We start from the raw sequence: 18,418 nt of genomic DNA, 5'->3' as shown, positions 1-18,418 counted from the left end.
ACCTCCTTAGGTGGTCAATTTCCTTTCTCGATGGCAGCCTTATGCTGCTCGGCAAATTGTTGCGGTGTCACCGCTTTACCAAACAACGCCTGAATCATATTCAAATGTACCTGTGCTGCATTCGGCTTCATCTGTACATCGGCGAACAATGTAATGCTGCTGGCTTGATTCAGTCCGTTCAGCAAATCGACATACAGCTTGGGCAATTTTTCTTTGGAGGTGTCCACTTTCGTCGCCGGAATTACACCCGCCTGTGTGACCGATTGCTCTCCCCATTTGACTACGAAGTATTCAACGAACGCTTTGGCCTCTTCTTTTACCTTGGAATTTTCCGAAACGAACAAGCCTACTCCCGGACCTCCTACCCAACTGTTTTCGTTGCCCTTGCCGCCTGCAACCATCGGGAATTTAAAGAAGCCAATTTGATCTTTAAATGCTTGCGGGATTGCGGGATTGGTCGTAAAATTCGGCAATTCCCAAGTAGCCATTAAATACATAGCTGCCTTATTGTTCATAAACTCGGATTTTCCCTCATCATTGGACAAGCCGTTAAATCCTTTGTTAAAGGCATTCATATCCACAAGCGTCTGGACTTCGGAGGCCGCCTGAATTAAACCAGGGTCATCGAACGATCCTGAGCCGTCAATCGCTTTTTTCAGCGTTTCGTTACCTGCTATACGGTCCGCAAGATACATGTACCAGAGCGAGCCGGTCCAGCGGTCTTTATTACCCAATGCAATCGGTGCAACTCCATGATCCGTAAGTGTTTTCACAACCTGCTTAAACTCGTCAAATGTCGCAGGTACCTTCAAGTTGTATTTTTGGAATATGGCTTTGTTGTAATAAATAGGTGTTATGTTCAATTCAATCGGAAGCGCATACGTTTTGCCATTCAGCGCATAAGCTTCGGTCGTTCCTGGTACGAATTTGTCCTTCAGCTTGGAACCATTCAACAGGTCATCCATCGGCGTAAATAATCCACCTTTAACGTAAGGCTCCATAAAACCCGCTGCCCAGGTGATGCCGATATCCGGCAATTCATTGGAAGCTGACAGCACTTTGAGTTTGTTTTTGTATTGTTCATTTTCCAGCACTTCCTGCTGAATGACGACATTCGGATGATCCTTTTGGTATTGATCAATAATCTGAGTCACAAGCTTGCTCTGCTGTGCCGAGCTTCCCTCTGGCCACAGGTGCATCATTTTAAGTGTAACCTTTCCCCCTCCTCCACTGGAACCGCCTTGACCATCCTTACCAGCACCGCAACCGGATAGCACCAGCATAAATGACAGCAGCAGGGTCAACCCAGCAAACCATTTCTGATGTGAGCGCTTACGTAAACCATACTCGTTGGACATCGTTAGACCTCCGTTTGTTGTAATTATATTTTTTGTAACCGTTATCATTTGTAAGTTTAGCACTCCATTCCTGCTTTCAACAGGGTACACTCATTGGGTATAATTCCACTTTTATTGGGTTCATCTGCCTACTATCAGTCGATATTCTCCGGCCCTGTACGCATCTGCTGCCTGTAGCGGCTAGGACTTACCCCCTCGGTCGCTTTGAATACTTTGATAAAATATTTATCTGTCCGGTAGCCTGATCGCTCGCCGATTTGGGCAATCGTCAACTGGGTATGCAGCAACAGCTCCTTGGCCCGTTGTATCCGCAATCGGTGCAGATATTCACTAAAGGACAAACCACTTTGCTCTTTGAATAAAACACTAAAATAGCTCGCATTCAGGTGTGAATGCGCGGCAGTCTGCGCCATCGTAATGGATTCGTGAAGATGCTCCGCCATAAAGGTGAAGGCACGTCGTACCGGGTCACTAAGAGTAGCCGCCTGGAGATCAAGCTCTAGCAGAACAGGGTCAGCCAGCTTGTCTAGCTTCTCGTACCGCTGCCGCTCCTCTTCCAGCCGAAGCGCTTCATTGACCGCATTCAGCAGCTCCTGCTTATCAATCGGTTTGAGCAAATAATTGACGGCTCCCAGACGAAGCGCCTGCTGGACATAATCAAATTCCGCATATCCCGAGATGACAATGATCGCTGGTCGTCGTGAATCCCGTTCCAGAGAGCGGATTAAATCCAGCCCACTGAATTCCGGCAACCGGACATCCGTAATCAACAGATGAACCGTCTCCGCTTGCAGTATATTTAATGCTTCCAAACCATTATCGAATGTCACAATCCGGTATTTCCCGGCGGCCCATTGCTCCAATGTCTGGTGTATCCCCTGACGTGTTCGCTGTTCATCGTCTACAATGACAATGGTTTTGGATGAAACACTCATTCCTACCGCCCTCCATATTCATCAGGAATTTCAAAAGCGACCACAGTTCCTTCCTGCTCAGCACTATGTATCAGCATACCGTCCGTTGGATAAGATGCGCTGTCATAATAGAGCGCGAGCCTGCGTTGCACATTCACTAGTCCCATACCGGTTCCCTTGCTCTCGCAGGCTGCTCCCCCCATTAACGCTGTACGCACAGCTGCAAGTTCTTCCATTGTCATTCCAGGTCCGTTATCTATGACCGCGATCTTGGTCCAACCCGATCTGGTCGAAGGAGTGACACTGATTTCAACGCGGCCGTTGCCGATGCGATTTTCGACACCATGCAAAATGGCATTCTCTAGAATAGGCTGGATCAGCAGCTTAGGAAGCGGAATTCTGGCTGCCTCTGAAGGCATATGAATTTGCCAGCTCAGACGTTCACCCAGACGCATCTCCATCAGTTCCAGATAACGACGGATTTGCGCCATTTCTTCCCCGAGGGTCACCCAAGAGTCATGGTGAGCCGGTTCGATAACATAACGAAACAGCCGCGACATAGACACCATCAGCCCGGCAAGCTCCTCCTCTCCCTTCTCCTGTAGCGACCAGTTGAAAGCATCCAGCGTATTAAAAAGGAAATGCGGATTGATCTGCGCCTGCAGAGCTTTAAGCTCGGTCTGGCTTTGTAAAACCTCCTTCTCGTAAATGACATGGATCAATTCATTGATATCGACAATCATCGTATTGTACTCTGCGTTCAATTCTCGCAGCTCGACCGCTGCTGCCGGTTCTGGATTCAGAGCCAACGCCCCTTCCCGTGAACGACGCATCGCCTGAATCAAGTGACCTATCGGTCTTGTAATCAACGTAGACAACATAAAGGACATAAACAGGAATAGCACGGCACCAAGAGATGCGGAAATGATAAGTGTAGTCCGTAAAACCGTAATTCCGTCTGTGACGACACTAACCGGAATCAGGATCAGCAGCGACCAGCCAGTCCGCTCCGACTGCTGAACTGCCTTCACATATTCCCGTTCCCCAATATGAACCGTCTGTGTCTTGCTATGCAGTACACCTGACAAATCCGTCTGGTTCATTGGTTCACCCGACAGCAGCTGGCCTTGACGATCTACAAGCAGCATGGTTTCATCCGCTTCCTCATTGACCGCTGACGCACCATTCAGTCCAAAATAGCTTCGCTCCATACGGGTAATCAGGTACCCTCCGCGAGAGAACCAGCGATCCACCAGGCTCACCTGCCGAATCGCTAGCAGTGACCGGGGATCTTCGGGATCAATACCGATCCAGACCAGTCTTCCTTTCATCTGATTCGCTTCCCGGATGTCTGCCTGTCCGATACGTTCCTCCAGACTGCCCTCTCTAATCGGAAACAACATCTTCCCTTCGGCGGTATACAGCTCCAGCGAGCCAACACTCGGCATATATGCCTGATAGCTATGCATCACTTGCAGTAGTGATTGACGCTGTCCAAAATTTACCTTGCCCCCGTTACGCTCCTCCAGCAAAATATGCTGAACAGACGGGTGATTCGCGACCTGCTCCGTCAAGCTGTCCATCTGGCCGATTAATGCATCCAGCCTACCGCTTGCTTGTACGGCGGTCTGACCAATATGTCGCTCGGCACTGTCTTTTAACAGGTGAGACACATTGAGATAAATGAACGCCCCCGCCACACTCATCATAATGAGCATCACCAGTATAAATCCGATAAAAATCTGATTACGTAATGTGTTTAATGGCTGAAACCTTGACCTTGAACGCATAAGCCTTCTCCCCCTGAACCATCGCAGAAAAATGGGTGATGATAACGCTTTCCTTTTCCTATTCTATCGCATCGTTCGTCTTTGTTGGCGTATTTTCAGCAGAGATTAATCAAAATGGACAGGAATGCTATGAAATAGAAAGGTCGTAGGGTAAACGAAAAAAATGACTCCCGACAAATGCAGGAGCCATCTACTGACCAGTTTACACCGAAGCTTCTTTCAAATCACCCAAACTAAGGTACCGTCCAGGCTCCGAAACTTGTATATGAAATAGGTATCCTATTGGAGCGCAGCCAAAATGCGGTCGCACAGCTCCATCGTTTTCACGTTATCCCGTCCACTTGAATCAGGCGTCCGTCCTTCTTGGCAGCAGTTCATGAAATGTGCGATTTCACCAACAAAACCGCGCAAGTACAAATCACGGTATCCGCCCGACATCGCGGAGGCTGACGGTGTCAGAACCGTATCGTTTTCCGCAAGGGATTTCCAAGGAAGCTCTGTATGACTCTCCGACTTGTGAATGATCAGTGTATTCACCTCATCCGCGTTCGCAAAACCGTGATCAAAGGTTACCGTAATACCTTCACTCTCGCGTGTCCATGCTGTCATACCTGCGAAGTATAGGCTACCCACTACACCATTTTCAAATTTCAGGGCAATCGTATGGGAAATACACTCGCCGTTATCGTTCGCAAATCCGGTAACCTGCGCCACTTCTCCGAACAAATAACGTACCAGATCGACCATATGAACCGCCGCCAGCTTCATGAAATCTTCGCCAGTTTTACAAAACAGGGTACTGTCCACGAGAAATTTTGCCTGAAACGAGCGTGCGGCTCCAAGCGAGCCACCCTCAATCAATTCTTTTAATTTTATGTATACAGGCGCGTAACGCTTCATGAAACCGACCATCAGGACAACGCCTGCTGCTTCTGCCGCATCTGCAATTTGGGCCGCTTCCTCCGCATTCCAGCCCAGTGGCTTGTCTACAAAGACATGTTTTCCAGCCTTAATGCAGTCCAGTACGAGCGAAGGATGATCTGCCGCTTGTGCAATCACGACAACTCCATCACAGTCTTCCTGCTCCAGCATAGCCTTGTAATTGTCATAAGGTGTGCCACTGCTTCCAAACCGCTGAAGTGCTGTCTTCGATCTGCTTAGATCTCTAGTCGCAATCGCCTGAATTTCAGCACCTGCCCCAATAACAGCAGGATATATATTCGTTGAAGCGTGAAAGCCAGCCCCGATAAAACACAGCTTCGCCTTGCTCATGTTAGTCCCTCCCATGTACACACTAAAATAATCCGATCCCATCGTACCATATTGCCGAAGTATATATACAGTGGCATAAAGATAAAGGGCATAGTTCTTAAGGAGAACAAGCTAAAAAAACCTTAACAAAGATAATCCCTTATCCTTGTTAAGGTTCTGTCTGCATCACCAGCAACAATCCTTAAAAATACATTCAATTACAGGGTTCAGGCGTTATCTTGTGGATAACGAAGCCCATTTTTGCTCCAGCCACTGATCAAATTCAGCACCCTTGTCACCTTCGTAGATGTCATAAATATCGACTCTCATCTTGTGCAGCTTCTCGCGAAAATCGTTATAGGTATGGTCGGCTGGCAGGCTTTTTTTAATCCGTACCAGAATCTTCGTCAGACCCTTAACAAGCTCACCCTCTTTGCGCACAGGCGGCTGTACATTCTCGCCCCATTCCTGAAGTCTGCGGTAAGCGGCTTCCTGAACGGCATATACCGTATCATTATTCAAACGGTGTGTCAGCAAGTCAATCGTCTGCTGGTTCTTCCATGCACCCAGATCGTTTACCGCAGCTAGGCGTGTTTTCCAATCGGAGGTTCGGTTTGCAGCTACTTTAAGCTGCTCATATACTTCTGCAAATTCTTGCTGAGTTTCGTTGTTTTCCAAAATCATCTCATCCTTTTCTAAAAATCACTATATTACTGTTCATCACGATTGCCGTTTGTTAAATATAACATACTTGCAGGTCTTCTTCTAAAAAAGATAAAAATGAAATGTATCGGACATGCCAATAGGCATCATCCGCCTCAGTTGGCTGCCGCGGAAAGGCTTCGTAAATCCCTCCAGATCTCGGGGTAGATAAACCGTATTTTGTAAGGGAATTTACAGAAAATCTGCACGTGCTGGTGTAAATGCATCTAGCAGAATACCGCCATCCTCCAGTGGGATACAGCCATGAAGAGTATCGGATGGAAAATGGATGCTGTCTCCTTCTTTGACGGTCTGGACTTCCTTTGTTTCGCCATCATCAATCATGAACTTAAAACTTCCCTTTATTACATAGGTGACTTGTTCATGGACATGCTTATGCAACAGGATTTCCCCTATTTGGGCTTTAGCAAACATCACTTTGACATACATAAGCTGGTCGCTGTGGGCCAGCACTTTCCGGGTGGTATTACTGTCAACGATATCAATTTGAATATCTTGGTCATTAAAAAACATGGATCATTCCTCCTCTTTTTAAGCACAAATGATTTTGATGAGTTATTTTGAAAAATTCATAAATCGATTTAGTTTAAAACCAGCGGAAAATAAGCCAAAGTACTCCTGAAAGGGTAGTAAAGTCGGGATCGGCGAATGTTACTCCTTCGGCACCCAAAAAGGAAAAGAGCGGCAAGGTGAGGGCCGGCAGCAGACAGAGCAAGAATCCATTAAGACAACTGGAAATAACAGCTCCTCTGAAACCACCGCTGGAATTGCCGAATATCGCGGCTGCACCACCAGCGAGGAAACAGGCCATGATCCCCGGCACAATGACAGGCAATCCGATAAACGGGAAAAGAAAGACGCAGGCAACGCCTGTGAAGAAGCTGACCAAGAAGCCTACCAGCGCGGAATTGGGTGATTTATCGAACAGTACCAGAACATCCACACCAGGGATTGCTCCAGGTGCGAACACTTGGGAGAAGCCTTTGAAAGCGGGTACAATTTCAGTTGTAAAAAGCTTAACACCTGCTTTTGCGATATACAAGCCGGCAGCAAAAATAGCTGACTGTTCGAGGATGAAGACGATATATTCTTTGCCGTCAGATAATTTGCTGACATAATCAGAACCAGCAACCAGTCCAGATACCAGTAAAAGCACAAGCATCGTCAAGGTCGTTGCAACATTGGGGTCGCGCAAAAAACTGATGCGGTCATTAATTTTCACATTTTCGGTGTCATTTTCACGGTTGCCAAAAACTTTCCCTAAATAGGTACCTAGAATGTAAGAGGTCATGGAAGCATGAGCAATCGTATATTCATCCGATTTAATAATGTTTTTGCTGGCATTCCGGAGTAGGTAAGGAAACACCGCCATATAGCTCCCAATTATCACTGAACCGACGATGATCGTAGTCAGCGAACTGAGACCCAGACCTTTCATAACGGCTGTAGCGGCAAAGCTCATGAACAAAATCAAGTGAAGAGACAAATAAATGTACTTGAACTTGGTCAGACGTGCAAGCACGATATTAAGGATCATGGAAAAGAGCAGAATGAGCGCAGCGTCCGCCCCGATCTGATCAATGGTCAGTGCCATAATGGCTTCATTGCTGGGTACGACACCTTTAAGGTTGAACGCATAAGAAAAAATTTGGCTGAAGTTAGTGAGAACGCCACCTAAAATGCCGCCGCCGACCTTGATCATGGTGAAGCCCATAAAAGAAAGGGTAGTTCCCGTAATGATTTCTGATACTTTCTTTCTCTGGAATATAAGGCCGAGTAATGTCACAATCGCGATAATGATGGATGGCTCCCTGATAATGCTCATAAACATTTCCATAGTGATCTCCGACTTTCTTTTATTTATTTTCCATTCTTACTAAATCGATTTAGTAATACACGAAAAAAATTTCCCTTCCGGGAATGTAAAAAGAAGCAGAATCATTTTTGTGAATTAAATCACAACTCACTTCATACATTATTCGTTTAAGCTTCATTCCTCCCCTCTCTTTAATCGCAATCATTACTAAAATCAGGACATACATAAATGAAAGGGTATTCATGACTCGAATCATAAGATCATTATAGCTCTTTATTTTCTTTTTACAATAGAATTCATAAAAACGTTTTCAAAAAGATGCAAAGGACTTATTCAAATCATTCAGTTCAGTTTTTGGACAGATTCTCTGTGGTTAATGACCGGATTCATTCGGATGATTTCTGACAGCTCCTCATGATCCTGTTCTTTTTGATCAATTTTCTCCAGCAGTAGCCTCGCACTTCTTTTCCCCATTTCAAAACTCGGCTGGGAAACGGTTGTGATCGGCGGATTATAAAAAGATGCAAAGGATACATCATCTATGCCAATCAAGGAAAAGTCATTAGGTATGGTCAGATGATTATTTTTTGCATAAATCAGCACCTGCTCCAAAATCATGTCATTCGTAGCAATAATTGCGGTGGGCGGATGCTCCATATGGAATAGTTGTCCAATCAGATTAGGCATTTCATCCAACCTGCCGCTTTTGATATAGTTTTCATTCACTGATATGCCATGTTTGCCCAACGTATTTCGATAACCTGACAGCCGCTCACTTCGTGTAGTGATCGCTTTTTTGCCTAAGGGGAACGTGATAATTCCAATGTTGTTATGACCATGCTCAATGAGTGCTTCAACCGCAAGCTCGCTGGCCTTTTCATTATTCAACAGCACTGTGTCTACACTGATTTCATCGATTTTTCGGTCCACAAACACGAAAGGATAGCCATTTTTGACAAGGGAAACATATAATTTCTTGTTCTCTTCCGTCGGGAAAATGATAAGTCCATCCACTTGCCGAGCAATCATCGACTGGACATACTTTTTCTCTTTGAGCGAATCATCATCGGTATTGCAGACAATGACCTGGACATTTTCCAGTTGGCATTCATCTTCAATGGCACGCACGACTTCTGTTGTAAATCTCGATAAAATGGTTGAAGAAATAACCCCCACAATGAAGGTCTTCTTCTGCTTGAGACTACGTGCCACCTCATTAGGTATATAACTGAGATCCTCAATCGCTTGCTCGATCTTCTTCTTGGTGTTTTCACTCATATAGTTGTATCTCTTTTGCAGAAACTGCGAAACTGTACTCTTCGACACTCCGGCACGTTCTGCAACTTCCTTCATCGTTGTTACCATAATTACCCTCCTTTCTTTTTTGCATGTCATGCGTGTTAATTCTCAAATATATATATTCTGCAACCTGTATGTAAAGTGAATTTCACTTTATTATATACCTTCTTTTACAGCAGGAAAATATAATAAATAAAGAGTTAGAGCATGCCCTCCAGCCCCTAAACAACCGCTCCCACAAAAGCTGGACACTTAGCTTAACCATCCGTTGTTACGAATCTATTGAATTCGAACGAAATCTTAGAAATATACGAATTTTATGAACTTGTTTGATGGAAGATTTGAACATAAAATAAGAATGTAATCGGTTACAATTTCTTTTAAATAAAGGAGGAAGCAGAATTATGAAGAAAAAAGGACTGAAAAAAACATTTTTCGTCATTGCCTCCCTCGTAATGGGCTTCACACTGTATGGCTATACTCCCGCTTCAGCAGATGCAGCCAGTGTGAAAGGATATTATCACACCCAAGGAAACAAGATTGTAGACGAATCCGGGAAAGAAGCGGCATTTAACGGCCTAAACTGGTTCGGTCTGGAAACTCCTAATTACACCTTGCATGGACTGTGGAGCCGCTCAATGGACGACATGCTAGATCAGGTGAAGAAAGAAGGCTACAATCTGATTCGTCTGCCTTACAGCAATCAGTTATTCGATTCCAGTTCCCGTCCAGACAGTATTGATTACCACAAAAACCCTGATCTGGTCGGATTAACTCCGATTCAAATTATGGACAAGCTGATCGAAAAAGCTGGACAACGCGGTATTCAGATTATCCTTGACCGTCACCGTCCAAGCTCAGGTGGGCAATCCGAGCTGTGGTACACATCCGAGTACCCTGAGTCTCGCTGGATTAATGACTGGAAAATGTTGGCTGAACGTTATAAAAACAACCCAACCGTCATTGGTGCGGATTTGCACAACGAGCCACACGGTCAAGCAAGCTGGGGTACAGGCAATGCCTCCACAGACTGGCGTCTGGCGGCACAACGTGCAGGGAATGCGATTCTGTCCGTGAATCCGAATTGGCTGATTCTCGTAGAAGGTGTAGACCACAATGTACAAGGCAACAATAGCCAATACTGGTGGGGTGGCAACCTGACAGGTGTAGCCAACTATCCTGTCGTTCTGGACGTACCGAACCGTGTCGTCTATTCTCCACATGACTACGGCCCAGGTGTGTCTTCACAGCCATGGTTCAACGACCCGGCCTTCCCGTCCAACCTGCCAGCGATCTGGGATCAAACCTGGGGCTACATCAGCAAGCAAAACATAGCTCCGGTGCTGGTCGGTGAATTCGGCGGTCGTAATGTTGATTTGTCTACTACTGAGGGGAAATGGCAAAATGCACTCGTAGACTATATTGGTGCCAACAACCTGTACTTTACGTACTGGTCCCTGAATCCGAATAGCGGCGACACAGGCGGTCTGCTGCTGGATGATTGGGTTACCTGGAATCGTCCGAAGCAAGATATGCTGAGTCGAATTATGAAGCCTGTTATTTTCGTAGCGGAAAAAGCGCAGGCAGCAGCCGAATAAGCCTGTCGCCTGCTCCGCGGGTATATGACAACGGCCCATCCTTTGGGCATTTGACACAGGACAGGCTGCCCATGTTTTTTGCTGATTATCGTGAATGAGTAACTACGTAGTATCCTCATTGTAAAAGCCGCTTTTCCCTCCTTCAGGATCAGGTCATGCCAGACCTATGGAGGGGTGAAAAGCGGTTTTTTAGGTAAACTTACATATACGTATAACAGATATTGAAGATTGACAATGAGCTATTTACTAAATTATCATTACCTTTTAATGTATTTCATAACGAATAGGTGGTGTTCACAAAATGTTTGGAATCGTAAATTATGAAGTATTTTTGCTTACTGGAATCCTCCTAAATCTAATTCCTGGTGCAGACACCATGTATATAATTGGGAAATGCATTGCACAGGGGAGAAAAGCCGGTGTGTATTCTGTTTTCGGTATCATTAGTGGTTCTTTGATCCATACGTTGTTAGTTGCTTTTGGTTTATCAATTATACTTACAAAGTCAATTATCGTGTTCAACATGATTAAAATAATTGGAGTTATTTATTTAGTTTATCTAGGGGTTAGAATGCTATTAGATAAAACAAATGCAAGTTTTAGAGCATCTGAATCCAATAAACAACACAACAACAGAAAAACATATCTACAAGGGATGTTGACCAGTCTTACGAATCCCAAGGTTTCTTTGTTTTTCATTGCCTTTCTTCCACAATTTATTGATACACAGGCTTCTGGGCCCATTCCATTTATCATTTTAGGACTTACATTTTCGTTCACCGGATTGTTATGGTGCTTGTTTATTGCCTATTTTTCCTCTTACATTACCCATAAAATAAAAGTCAACCAAAGGCTTAGCAGCTATTTAAACAAAATAACCGGGATAATCTTCATCGGATTAGGATTAAATCTTCTTCGAACAAAGGCTCCTCAATAAACCTGAATAATTGTTCTCAAATGTTCCACTAACAGGAACGTTTTTGAATTCATCATATGACCGCCTATAGCTAAATGGTGGTCATATTTTTTTCAAGAATCAACACAGTACAATAACAGCTAAGCTTTCCTCTTCTTCTTGACGCCTTCTTTCCAGTTTTACACATTGTAAATTTCCCATCGAATGGGAACCCAGCACAGTCTGTTTTTTATCCCTATGCATTATTGGGGCCCTGCCGGGCTAGCGATTGGATTTATTTTAATCGTTGCATCGATATTTATATAACGTTGATTTCAAAACATGAGCTATTCCAAAGACCACAATGCGGGCCAGTTGCTCCCATTGTGGTCTTTTTCCTTTTGGCAGGTCAATTATGATCGGTTACCGTCATGGTTTACCTGTAGGCCAATGGATTTGGGGCAGGTGAAAACCTAGCTCATGCTTCGCCCCAGCTGCTCCACCTTGCTCAGCCAATCGTTGCGCTGCTGATCCGATAATTTATTCATGAGATCAATCGCAGTAGAATGCACTGGTTTGACACCACATAGATGCAGCGTAGAATCCTTCATCATCCGATGTCCAGGCTGTCCCTGGAAAAATCGGTAGTACCAGTGCGGACCGTCCATCGTTGTAATGAGGCGGGCCGTTCTTCCTTTTAGAAGCTTGTCAGGCAGGGGTTTTCCTTTTTGATACTTAAACGCAAATCCCGGCATAAAGGTACGGTCAATGAATCCTTTCATTAATGCAGGCAAGCTGCCCCACCAGATCGGAAAGACAAAAACGAGATGTTCTGCCCATTTAATCGATTCCTGTGCTTGGATCAAATCAGGTTCCAGCGGCAATTTATTACGATATCCACCTAATAGATTTGGATTAAAATCAAGCTCGGATAGCTGCAACAAACGAACCTCTGCCCCTGCAGCCTTCGCTCCTTTTACATAGGATTGAGCCAACGCTTCTCCATAACTGCCAGCGACCGGATTCCCTTGAATCACCAATATTTTTTTAGACATATAAACCACTTCCTACCTTCATATTATGATTTTAGTTAGAAAACACTAACTTTATATTTAAAAAGAAAAGGTCACTACTGACCTTTACTTAATAAAGCTGTTAAACGTTGTTTGACCTCTGTTGCAAATGGAACCAACTGCTGTGGAAGTTCACCTTCCAGGCTGGATACGGACAAGCGTGTAATAGCTCCAATGATGAGCACACCGGATAGCTGAGCATCCTGCTTCGGCAGTTCACCTTGTTGAACCCCCTGTTCGATGAATTCAGTCAACGCCTCCAGCGGCTGACGCACATTCTGGCTCTGGCTTGCTTCAACATACAGCTCATGATGCTGTGATAGTAGAAGCAAACCATACTGATCCTCATCATGCATATTCAGCACTTCATCCACCAGTTGATGGAAACGACTGACGAAGCTCCCACTCTGCTTGCGATAGAAGTCAATTAATGTGGTGTAGCTATTGCAATATTGCCCGAATACTTCCAAAGCCATCGCATCTTTACTCTTAAAATGCTTATAAATCGCGGCATCCGTCACACCGGCAGCCTCTCCAATTTCTTTAACCGAAATCCCGTCAATTCCTTTGGTTGCAAATAAGCACATCGCTGCCTGCAGAATATCTTTCTTTTTGCTGTCTACATGTGTTTTCTTGTTCATAAGATTATAGTAAGTGATAACTAACCAAAATGCAAATTATTTTTATAGAGGCTCATCCCGTCTTTATATCTTCATTTAAAATAAATTGAATTCAACCTAATATACCATGTTTTTATAATAGATTAATTATAAACACCTTAAATTATACGTGTATCACCACATTTTATTCATATAAAATAGCACGTCTGTTGATTAACCAGAATAAGTAATTTGATTTATAGAAGCAGAGACACGCTTAAGAAGAACATGCTGAATCTGGATCAGCCATTCCACTGGTAGTTTTTGCAGAAGAAAAAGACGAGAAAATCGGGCAAAGGAAAGAATGGCATGTTTGGGCCACGTTGTTTGAGCAGCATCAAATAGCCATTTGAGCAGGACATAGACAATGAGAGCGCAGAATAGTTGCCCATAGACCGCATTTTCCGTCGTGCCAAATAACGTTGGAATATTCAAATGTTGCTTGATCCAACGGAAAAAGACTTCGATCTGCCACCGAGCTTTATACATCTGTGCGATTTGTTCTGCCGTGACCTGCATTAAATCTGTTACCACCCGAATTTCCCGACCTTCAAAATCTCGAAATATAACGACACGATGACGTTGCTTGGAACGACACTGCGATGTTCCTAGCTGGCAAGTCATATCTCGAAGGATAGTTGAATCCGATGGCTTGAGACGGGATAGTGCATGAGGTTTTTCCAAATGGACATTGTCACGAAGCCGAATGACAAAGGATTGTCCTTGGATTTTGAAGTCATCCAGACGCTCCAGTTTCCCATAAGCACGGTCCATCACCAAAATGTAGTCCGGTTGAGCCAACGCTTCACTCATGGGGCCATCATGCTTGGAGCCCAGCGTTTCGACCACCTGAAGGGGTTGCCCATTTTGGGCTTGTAAAGCGACATGAAGTTTAATACCTGCACGCTCCCCGTGATAAGGAGCCCAGGGTAGTCGTGTTTTTCCCACCGTCATGGTGGTCGAATCGATGAGGAGTAATTCTTTGGGAAACGTAAGTTTTCGGCGTGTTTCTCGGCTACACTTGTGAATGACCCGATGAAAAAGCTCCTTAAATATAGCAAAGGGGACTTCGGCCGTTTTGGTGGAAAAACACGAATAATGAACCTTAGGTAAGCCACTGCGAGCGGCATGATCCACACCGGAACGATAACTGTCCCATTGTTCTAAGGCAGCTACACACCAGTATCGAAGTAAGTGGGTTACCGTGAATTTACGGGCTTTGTCTTCATAGTCTGTTTCCTTGGCAACGCTTTTCACTTCTTCCGGTGTCAGAATAGATTAAAGATATTTTAGCACACCTGTTGATTAACCACTAAATGGTAGAAAAAGAGCCGTCAACTCGGTAAAATGTTTGTACCCCTACAAACTTAACCGAAAGGTGACGACTCCATGAAAAAGTCTATCACGATCCCATTATTATAAAGGGGATAACCAAATGGTTATAATTAAAATATGAATATGAATCATCTTGAAGTGTTTATGAAGGTTGCGGAGAAGTTAATATTACGGAGGCTGCCAAAACACTGTTTATTTCCCAACCGGCTGTTAGTAAGGCTTTGAAAAATTTAGAAATATCTTTACAAGTGAAGCTGTTTATTCGAGACAAACAGAATGGATTAATGCTTACAGATGTTGGGAAAGAAATGTTGATTCTGGCTAGGAATATGAAGGAAATTGAAAATAAAATGGTTCAACTCGCCTGTCAGGAGAACAAGCTTTTGCGTGGTAAGGTGAGGATTGGCTCATTTCCGGCTGCCTCCACAAACTTGCTGCCGGAAGTGATATGTTCATTCCGCTCCCAATATCCGCAAGTCACGATTGAGCTTATGGAAGGAACCTCTAATCAAATTAAACAATGGGTGGAAGACCGAACGGTTGAAATAGGCTTATCGCTTCTCCCTTCGATCATTTTAACTTTAAAATCCTGGCGCATGACTACATGGTAGCTATTGTACCGGAGAACCATCCTTTACAATCACAAAGCGAGATTAACCTGGAACATTACAGAAATGATTTTATTTTTTGCAAAGGTGGACATGAATCCGCTGTGTTGAACACATTTCACGAGAATGATATTTCTTTCCATGAGAGTCTGACTGTCCAAACGGCTGAAACCTTAATCCAAATGGTCCAAAAAAATCTGGGGATCGGCATTATATCTCATTTTACGCTTACTTCTGTTCCACATCACTTGATTGTCAAAGAGATTGTTCCTCGGATCACGCGGGATATCGGGATTGTAGCACGTTCCTTTGATGAAGTGACACCAGCAGCCAAGCAGTTTATAAGTGTTATGGGTCAGTTGTATGGTGAGAGGATTTAATGTGTCTATATGTGATGGCTGCGATTATATGATATTTACGATGCTTTCAGCGCAGTTGTTTAGAATTGATAAGGCAGGCCATCCCACAAAGTATGGCCTTTAAACTTGCCGTTACAGACAGCGCGGTGAACCGTATCATAAGTAACGGAGGTTTTTGCATACATAAGTATGTTTTATAATAATTCCATCAAAAAAGTCCCTCATTGATTATTCATGTGCAACACTGGGCAGTACATGAATATGCATCAAAATACCCTCCAAATCTGCGGGATTAGAGGGTATTTTGATTCGAGCATAAGAAATTTATTCACGGATACCTCAAGCTCATACGGATTAAAACTGTTCAACTTACTTCTCCCGGTGCTGCTCATGTGATTCATCAGCAGCGCAATATTTTGTACATAAGGATTAAAATGTTTACTAGAGCTTATAAAATCTTAACCCTGCTTTCTCTGAATTACTACCTTTCCCCTCTTAGGATTTGTTTCGCACCTGTGGTACGCTTCGGCTAATCCTTGAGATGTAAATGGGAAAATCCCGCTTAAATGAACCTTTAATTTTTCTTCATGTACGTTTCGAAGAATGGATAACAAATCATCGTGGTTTGGCTCTGCATGAACAAATTGAGCTTCGATTCCGCGAATTTTGGGATGTTCATTAATTGCCATGGCTACCAGTGAGATGAGCTTGCCTCCATCCTTCAAAACAGAGTAGCTTTTTCGCCCAGTTTCACTTATCTTCGCATTCAGAACGGTAGCTGATCTATCCATAACCATATCCAGTACAATATCTACTGGACTACTTATAGCCTTTGTGAAATCAGTTTTGGTATAATCAATTGCCTCGTCGGCACCTAACTGTCGCACAAATTCATGGTTAAATTCACGGGCTGTTGCAATCACATATGCACCTGCTTGTTTGGCGAGTTGAACAGCAATATGTCCCACACCGCCTGCGCCTGCATGAATCAGAATACGCTGTCCAGGTTGTAGTTTGCCATACTTAAACAAAGACTGCCAGGCAGTCAATCCAACCGTTGGCAATGCAGCAGCTTCATGAAAAGATATCCCTGGTTGGATTATCGCAAGTGCGTTTTCTTCCACTGCTACATAATCTGCATAGGCGCCACCATTATTAATAGGAATACCCATAACACGATCGCCAGGTTTGAAATGAGTTACCTTACTTCCAACCTCAGTGACCACACCCGCAAAATCTGCACCGAGAACATATGGCAACTGAACTGGCAAAATATCCTTAACAGCCCCAGAACGTAGTACATAATCTGCTGGATTTATCGAAGCAGCATACATTTCCACTAGCACCTGTGTTTCTGTAATTACTGGCACAGTTATCTCTTCATCTTGTAAAACTGCTGGAATTCCGTACTCTTTTAAAACAATTGCTTTCATAATAAATTCCTCCTATTTTTTAAATTTGTTTCAAACAATGAATGATTTATAAACACTTGTTTACTTATTAACAACTGTCTGATATCGTGATATTAACAAAGTTACTTCTTCACTTCAATCGTTAAAATAACTGCATTTGATCATTAATTAACAAAATTCGATTCATCGTTCAATAACTAATAAATATTTCATGAACCCAAATGCATATGGTTAAATTCATTGGAAAAATTTTACCCTATATTTTAAGGAGGGTCTTATGGATAGACGAATACTAAAAACACAAAAAGTAATTATCGGGGCTTTTATCGAACTGCTCTCAGAGAAAGAATTTGAAGATATTACAATTAGTGAAATAGCAGATCGAGCTGATGTTAGCCGCGGGACTGTCTACTTGCATTACATTGACAAGTTCGATTTGTTGGATAAATGTATCGATATTTATTTTAAAAAATTATTTGAAAGTTGCATGACTCTCGACGGCACTGCGCTTTTACTTTCCAAATCCATTATGATCCGCACATTTGAGTATTTGGAACAACATGCTTTAATATATACTACTCTGCTGGTTAACAAAGGAATCCCTGCGTTTAGAAACCTCATGATGAATGTGATTCTAGGGAACCTTAGTGAGCTGATCGATGTCAGTAGCATAAAACAAGATATGAACAAGGAGGTGATGTTACAGTTTTTGGCTTCGGCTATTGTTGGTTTACTAGAGTGGTGGATTATCCAGTCAATACCCATTCCAGCTAAGGATATAGCAGAACAATTGTGGTCACTGCTGGAACGTATTCAAGTTATGCCTCATTTACCGGATTCTAATTAATCAGATAGTAGGGTACAAGGACACTATCCCTTATATATCTAGGAGGAAGTGCTAGCAATATAGGCCGAAGGGGTTCTAATAAAGCAAATTTCCTCAAATTAAAAACTGCAGTTAAAGTGATACGGTGAACCGTATCACAAGTAGGGCAAATAGGGGCAAGTTTTTTGAGGAATAGCTCGCAGGAGGCTGTTAGATCAACGGGTAGAGAAAAAATCTCCTGGACGTTAAATGAAATTGATCAAATTAATTTTGAATAATTCAATAGCAATCATGCTGCCGAAAAGTGGATTCCTTTTGGACAGCATGGTTTTTTTGTAGGAGAATACTTGCGCTTTATTGGAGGTACTGCCTCTATAAGCGGTAAATATATGCTTTTACTCAGTAGTGAATGAGTTTAGCCGTTATAGCGTGTACGGTGAACCTTACCATAAGTGAGGCAAATTTTATTGGGGGAAACAACGGGGTTTATCATATCCTAAAC

Annotated in this window: 15 protein-coding genes and 1 pseudogene; 4 read left to right on the top strand and 12 right to left on the bottom strand. The window is 43.5% G+C overall.

Annotation, left to right across the window (positions count from 1 at the left end; all coding sequences use genetic code 11):
- Positions 1-14: 14 nt before the first annotated feature.
- The 8 genes from C1T21_RS19575 to C1T21_RS19535 form a co-directional block, all read right to left on the bottom strand.
- Positions 15-1,358 carry an extracellular solute-binding protein gene (locus C1T21_RS19575; protein ID WP_103049418.1) on the bottom strand — a complete coding sequence of 448 codons (1,344 nt, stop codon included), beginning with the start codon at positions 1,356-1,358 and terminating at the stop codon, positions 15-17.
- Between the two features lie 134 nt (positions 1,359-1,492).
- A complete protein-coding gene (locus tag C1T21_RS19570) occupies positions 1,493-2,293 on the bottom strand; it encodes a response regulator (protein WP_103049417.1) in 801 nt (266 codons plus the stop codon).
- A gap of 2 nt (positions 2,294-2,295) precedes the next feature.
- The gene (locus C1T21_RS19565; RefSeq protein WP_103049416.1) at positions 2,296-4,062 is read right to left on the bottom strand and encodes a cache domain-containing sensor histidine kinase; all 1,767 of its coding nucleotides are present in this window, start codon (positions 4,060-4,062) and stop codon (positions 2,296-2,298) included.
- 279 nt (positions 4,063-4,341) lie between these two features.
- Positions 4,342-5,334: a Gfo/Idh/MocA family protein gene (locus tag C1T21_RS19560; RefSeq protein WP_103049415.1), complete on the bottom strand. Its 993-nt coding sequence runs from the start codon at positions 5,332-5,334 to the stop codon at positions 4,342-4,344.
- Between the two features lie 213 nt (positions 5,335-5,547).
- Positions 5,548-5,991: a HEAT repeat domain-containing protein gene (locus tag C1T21_RS19555; RefSeq protein WP_013311410.1), complete on the bottom strand. Its 444-nt coding sequence runs from the start codon at positions 5,989-5,991 to the stop codon at positions 5,548-5,550.
- A 216-nt stretch (positions 5,992-6,207) separates the two neighbouring features.
- Positions 6,208-6,549, bottom strand: coding sequence for a cupin domain-containing protein (locus C1T21_RS19550; protein ID WP_103049414.1), 342 nt, complete (start codon positions 6,547-6,549; stop codon positions 6,208-6,210).
- Between the two features lie 73 nt (positions 6,550-6,622).
- The gene (locus C1T21_RS19545) at positions 6,623-7,873 is read right to left on the bottom strand and encodes a PTS ascorbate transporter subunit IIC (protein ID WP_103049413.1); all 1,251 of its coding nucleotides are present in this window, start codon (positions 7,871-7,873) and stop codon (positions 6,623-6,625) included.
- A gap of 321 nt (positions 7,874-8,194) precedes the next feature.
- Positions 8,195-9,217: a substrate-binding domain-containing protein gene (locus C1T21_RS19535; RefSeq protein ID WP_025723255.1), complete on the bottom strand. Its 1,023-nt coding sequence runs from the start codon at positions 9,215-9,217 to the stop codon at positions 8,195-8,197.
- A 338-nt stretch (positions 9,218-9,555) separates the two neighbouring features.
- Here C1T21_RS19535 and C1T21_RS19530 point away from each other — a divergent pair, with 338 nt between their 5' ends.
- Positions 9,556-10,749 carry a glycoside hydrolase family 5 protein gene (locus tag C1T21_RS19530; protein ID WP_103049411.1) on the top strand — a complete coding sequence of 398 codons (1,194 nt, stop codon included), beginning with the start codon at positions 9,556-9,558 and terminating at the stop codon, positions 10,747-10,749.
- Between the two features lie 301 nt (positions 10,750-11,050).
- Positions 11,051-11,686, top strand: coding sequence for a LysE family translocator (locus tag C1T21_RS19525; protein ID WP_103049410.1), 636 nt, complete (start codon positions 11,051-11,053; stop codon positions 11,684-11,686).
- Positions 11,687-12,117: 431 nt separating this feature from the next.
- On the opposite strand, the gene C1T21_RS19520 is transcribed toward C1T21_RS19525, so the two are convergent.
- The 3 genes from C1T21_RS19520 to C1T21_RS19510 form a co-directional block, all read right to left on the bottom strand.
- Positions 12,118-12,699 (bottom strand): NAD(P)H-dependent oxidoreductase, encoded by a 582-nt coding sequence (locus C1T21_RS19520; RefSeq protein WP_103049409.1) that lies wholly within the window; start codon positions 12,697-12,699, stop codon positions 12,118-12,120.
- 74 nt (positions 12,700-12,773) lie between these two features.
- On the bottom strand, positions 12,774-13,358 hold the full coding sequence (locus tag C1T21_RS19515) for a TetR/AcrR family transcriptional regulator (RefSeq protein WP_103049408.1): 585 nt from the start codon (positions 13,356-13,358) through the stop codon (positions 12,774-12,776).
- Positions 13,359-13,550: 192 nt separating this feature from the next.
- The gene (locus C1T21_RS19510) at positions 13,551-14,648 is read right to left on the bottom strand and encodes an IS4 family transposase (protein ID WP_258012587.1); all 1,098 of its coding nucleotides are present in this window, start codon (positions 14,646-14,648) and stop codon (positions 13,551-13,553) included.
- Positions 14,649-14,828: 180 nt separating this feature from the next.
- Here C1T21_RS19510 and C1T21_RS19505 point away from each other — a divergent pair.
- Positions 14,829-15,699, top strand: a pseudogene (locus C1T21_RS19505) (LysR family transcriptional regulator).
- Positions 15,700-16,136: 437 nt separating this feature from the next.
- Here the strand turns inward: C1T21_RS19505 and C1T21_RS19500 are convergent.
- Positions 16,137-17,111, bottom strand: coding sequence for an NADP-dependent oxidoreductase (locus C1T21_RS19500; protein WP_103049406.1), 975 nt, complete (start codon positions 17,109-17,111; stop codon positions 16,137-16,139).
- A gap of 256 nt (positions 17,112-17,367) precedes the next feature.
- Here C1T21_RS19500 and C1T21_RS19495 point away from each other — a divergent pair, with 256 nt between their 5' ends.
- Positions 17,368-17,937, top strand: a complete 570-nt coding sequence (locus tag C1T21_RS19495) for a TetR/AcrR family transcriptional regulator (protein ID WP_103049405.1) — start codon at positions 17,368-17,370, stop codon at positions 17,935-17,937.
- Positions 17,938-18,418: the final 481 nt, after the last annotated feature.

This window comes from Paenibacillus sp. F4, assembly GCF_002894905.1.
GTDB lineage: Bacteria > Bacillota > Bacilli > Paenibacillales > Paenibacillaceae > Paenibacillus > Paenibacillus polymyxa_B.
Note: the sequence above shows the minus strand (reverse complement) of the source record. Positions and strands in the feature narration are given on the sequence as shown.

Bases quoted from the DNA above. Each gene is read 5' to 3' on its own strand.
- C1T21_RS19550 (WP_103049414.1), bottom strand. From the start codon at position 6,549: ATGTTTTTTAATGACCAAGATATTCAAATTGATATCGTTGACAGTAAT.
- C1T21_RS19525 (WP_103049410.1), top strand. From the start codon at position 11,051: ATGTTTGGAATCGTAAATTATGAAGTATTTTTGCTTACTGGAATCCTC.
- C1T21_RS19560 (WP_103049415.1), bottom strand. From the start codon at position 5,334: ATGAGCAAGGCGAAGCTGTGTTTTATCGGGGCTGGCTTTCACGCTTCA.
- C1T21_RS19575 (WP_103049418.1), bottom strand. From the start codon at position 1,358: ATGTCCAACGAGTATGGTTTACGTAAGCGCTCACATCAGAAATGGTTT.
- C1T21_RS19545 (WP_103049413.1), bottom strand. From the start codon at position 7,873: ATGGAAATGTTTATGAGCATTATCAGGGAGCCATCCATCATTATCGCG.
- C1T21_RS19520 (WP_103049409.1), bottom strand. From the start codon at position 12,699: ATGTCTAAAAAAATATTGGTGATTCAAGGGAATCCGGTCGCTGGCAGT.
- C1T21_RS19500 (WP_103049406.1), bottom strand. From the start codon at position 17,111: ATGAAAGCAATTGTTTTAAAAGAGTACGGAATTCCAGCAGTTTTACAA.
- C1T21_RS19495 (WP_103049405.1), top strand. From the start codon at position 17,368: ATGGATAGACGAATACTAAAAACACAAAAAGTAATTATCGGGGCTTTT.
- C1T21_RS19535 (WP_025723255.1), bottom strand. From the start codon at position 9,217: ATGGTAACAACGATGAAGGAAGTTGCAGAACGTGCCGGAGTGTCGAAG.
- C1T21_RS19530 (WP_103049411.1), top strand. From the start codon at position 9,556: ATGAAGAAAAAAGGACTGAAAAAAACATTTTTCGTCATTGCCTCCCTC.
- C1T21_RS19565 (WP_103049416.1), bottom strand. From the start codon at position 4,062: ATGCGTTCAAGGTCAAGGTTTCAGCCATTAAACACATTACGTAATCAG.
- C1T21_RS19570 (WP_103049417.1), bottom strand. From the start codon at position 2,293: ATGAGTGTTTCATCCAAAACCATTGTCATTGTAGACGATGAACAGCGA.
- C1T21_RS19515 (WP_103049408.1), bottom strand. From the start codon at position 13,358: ATGAACAAGAAAACACATGTAGACAGCAAAAAGAAAGATATTCTGCAG.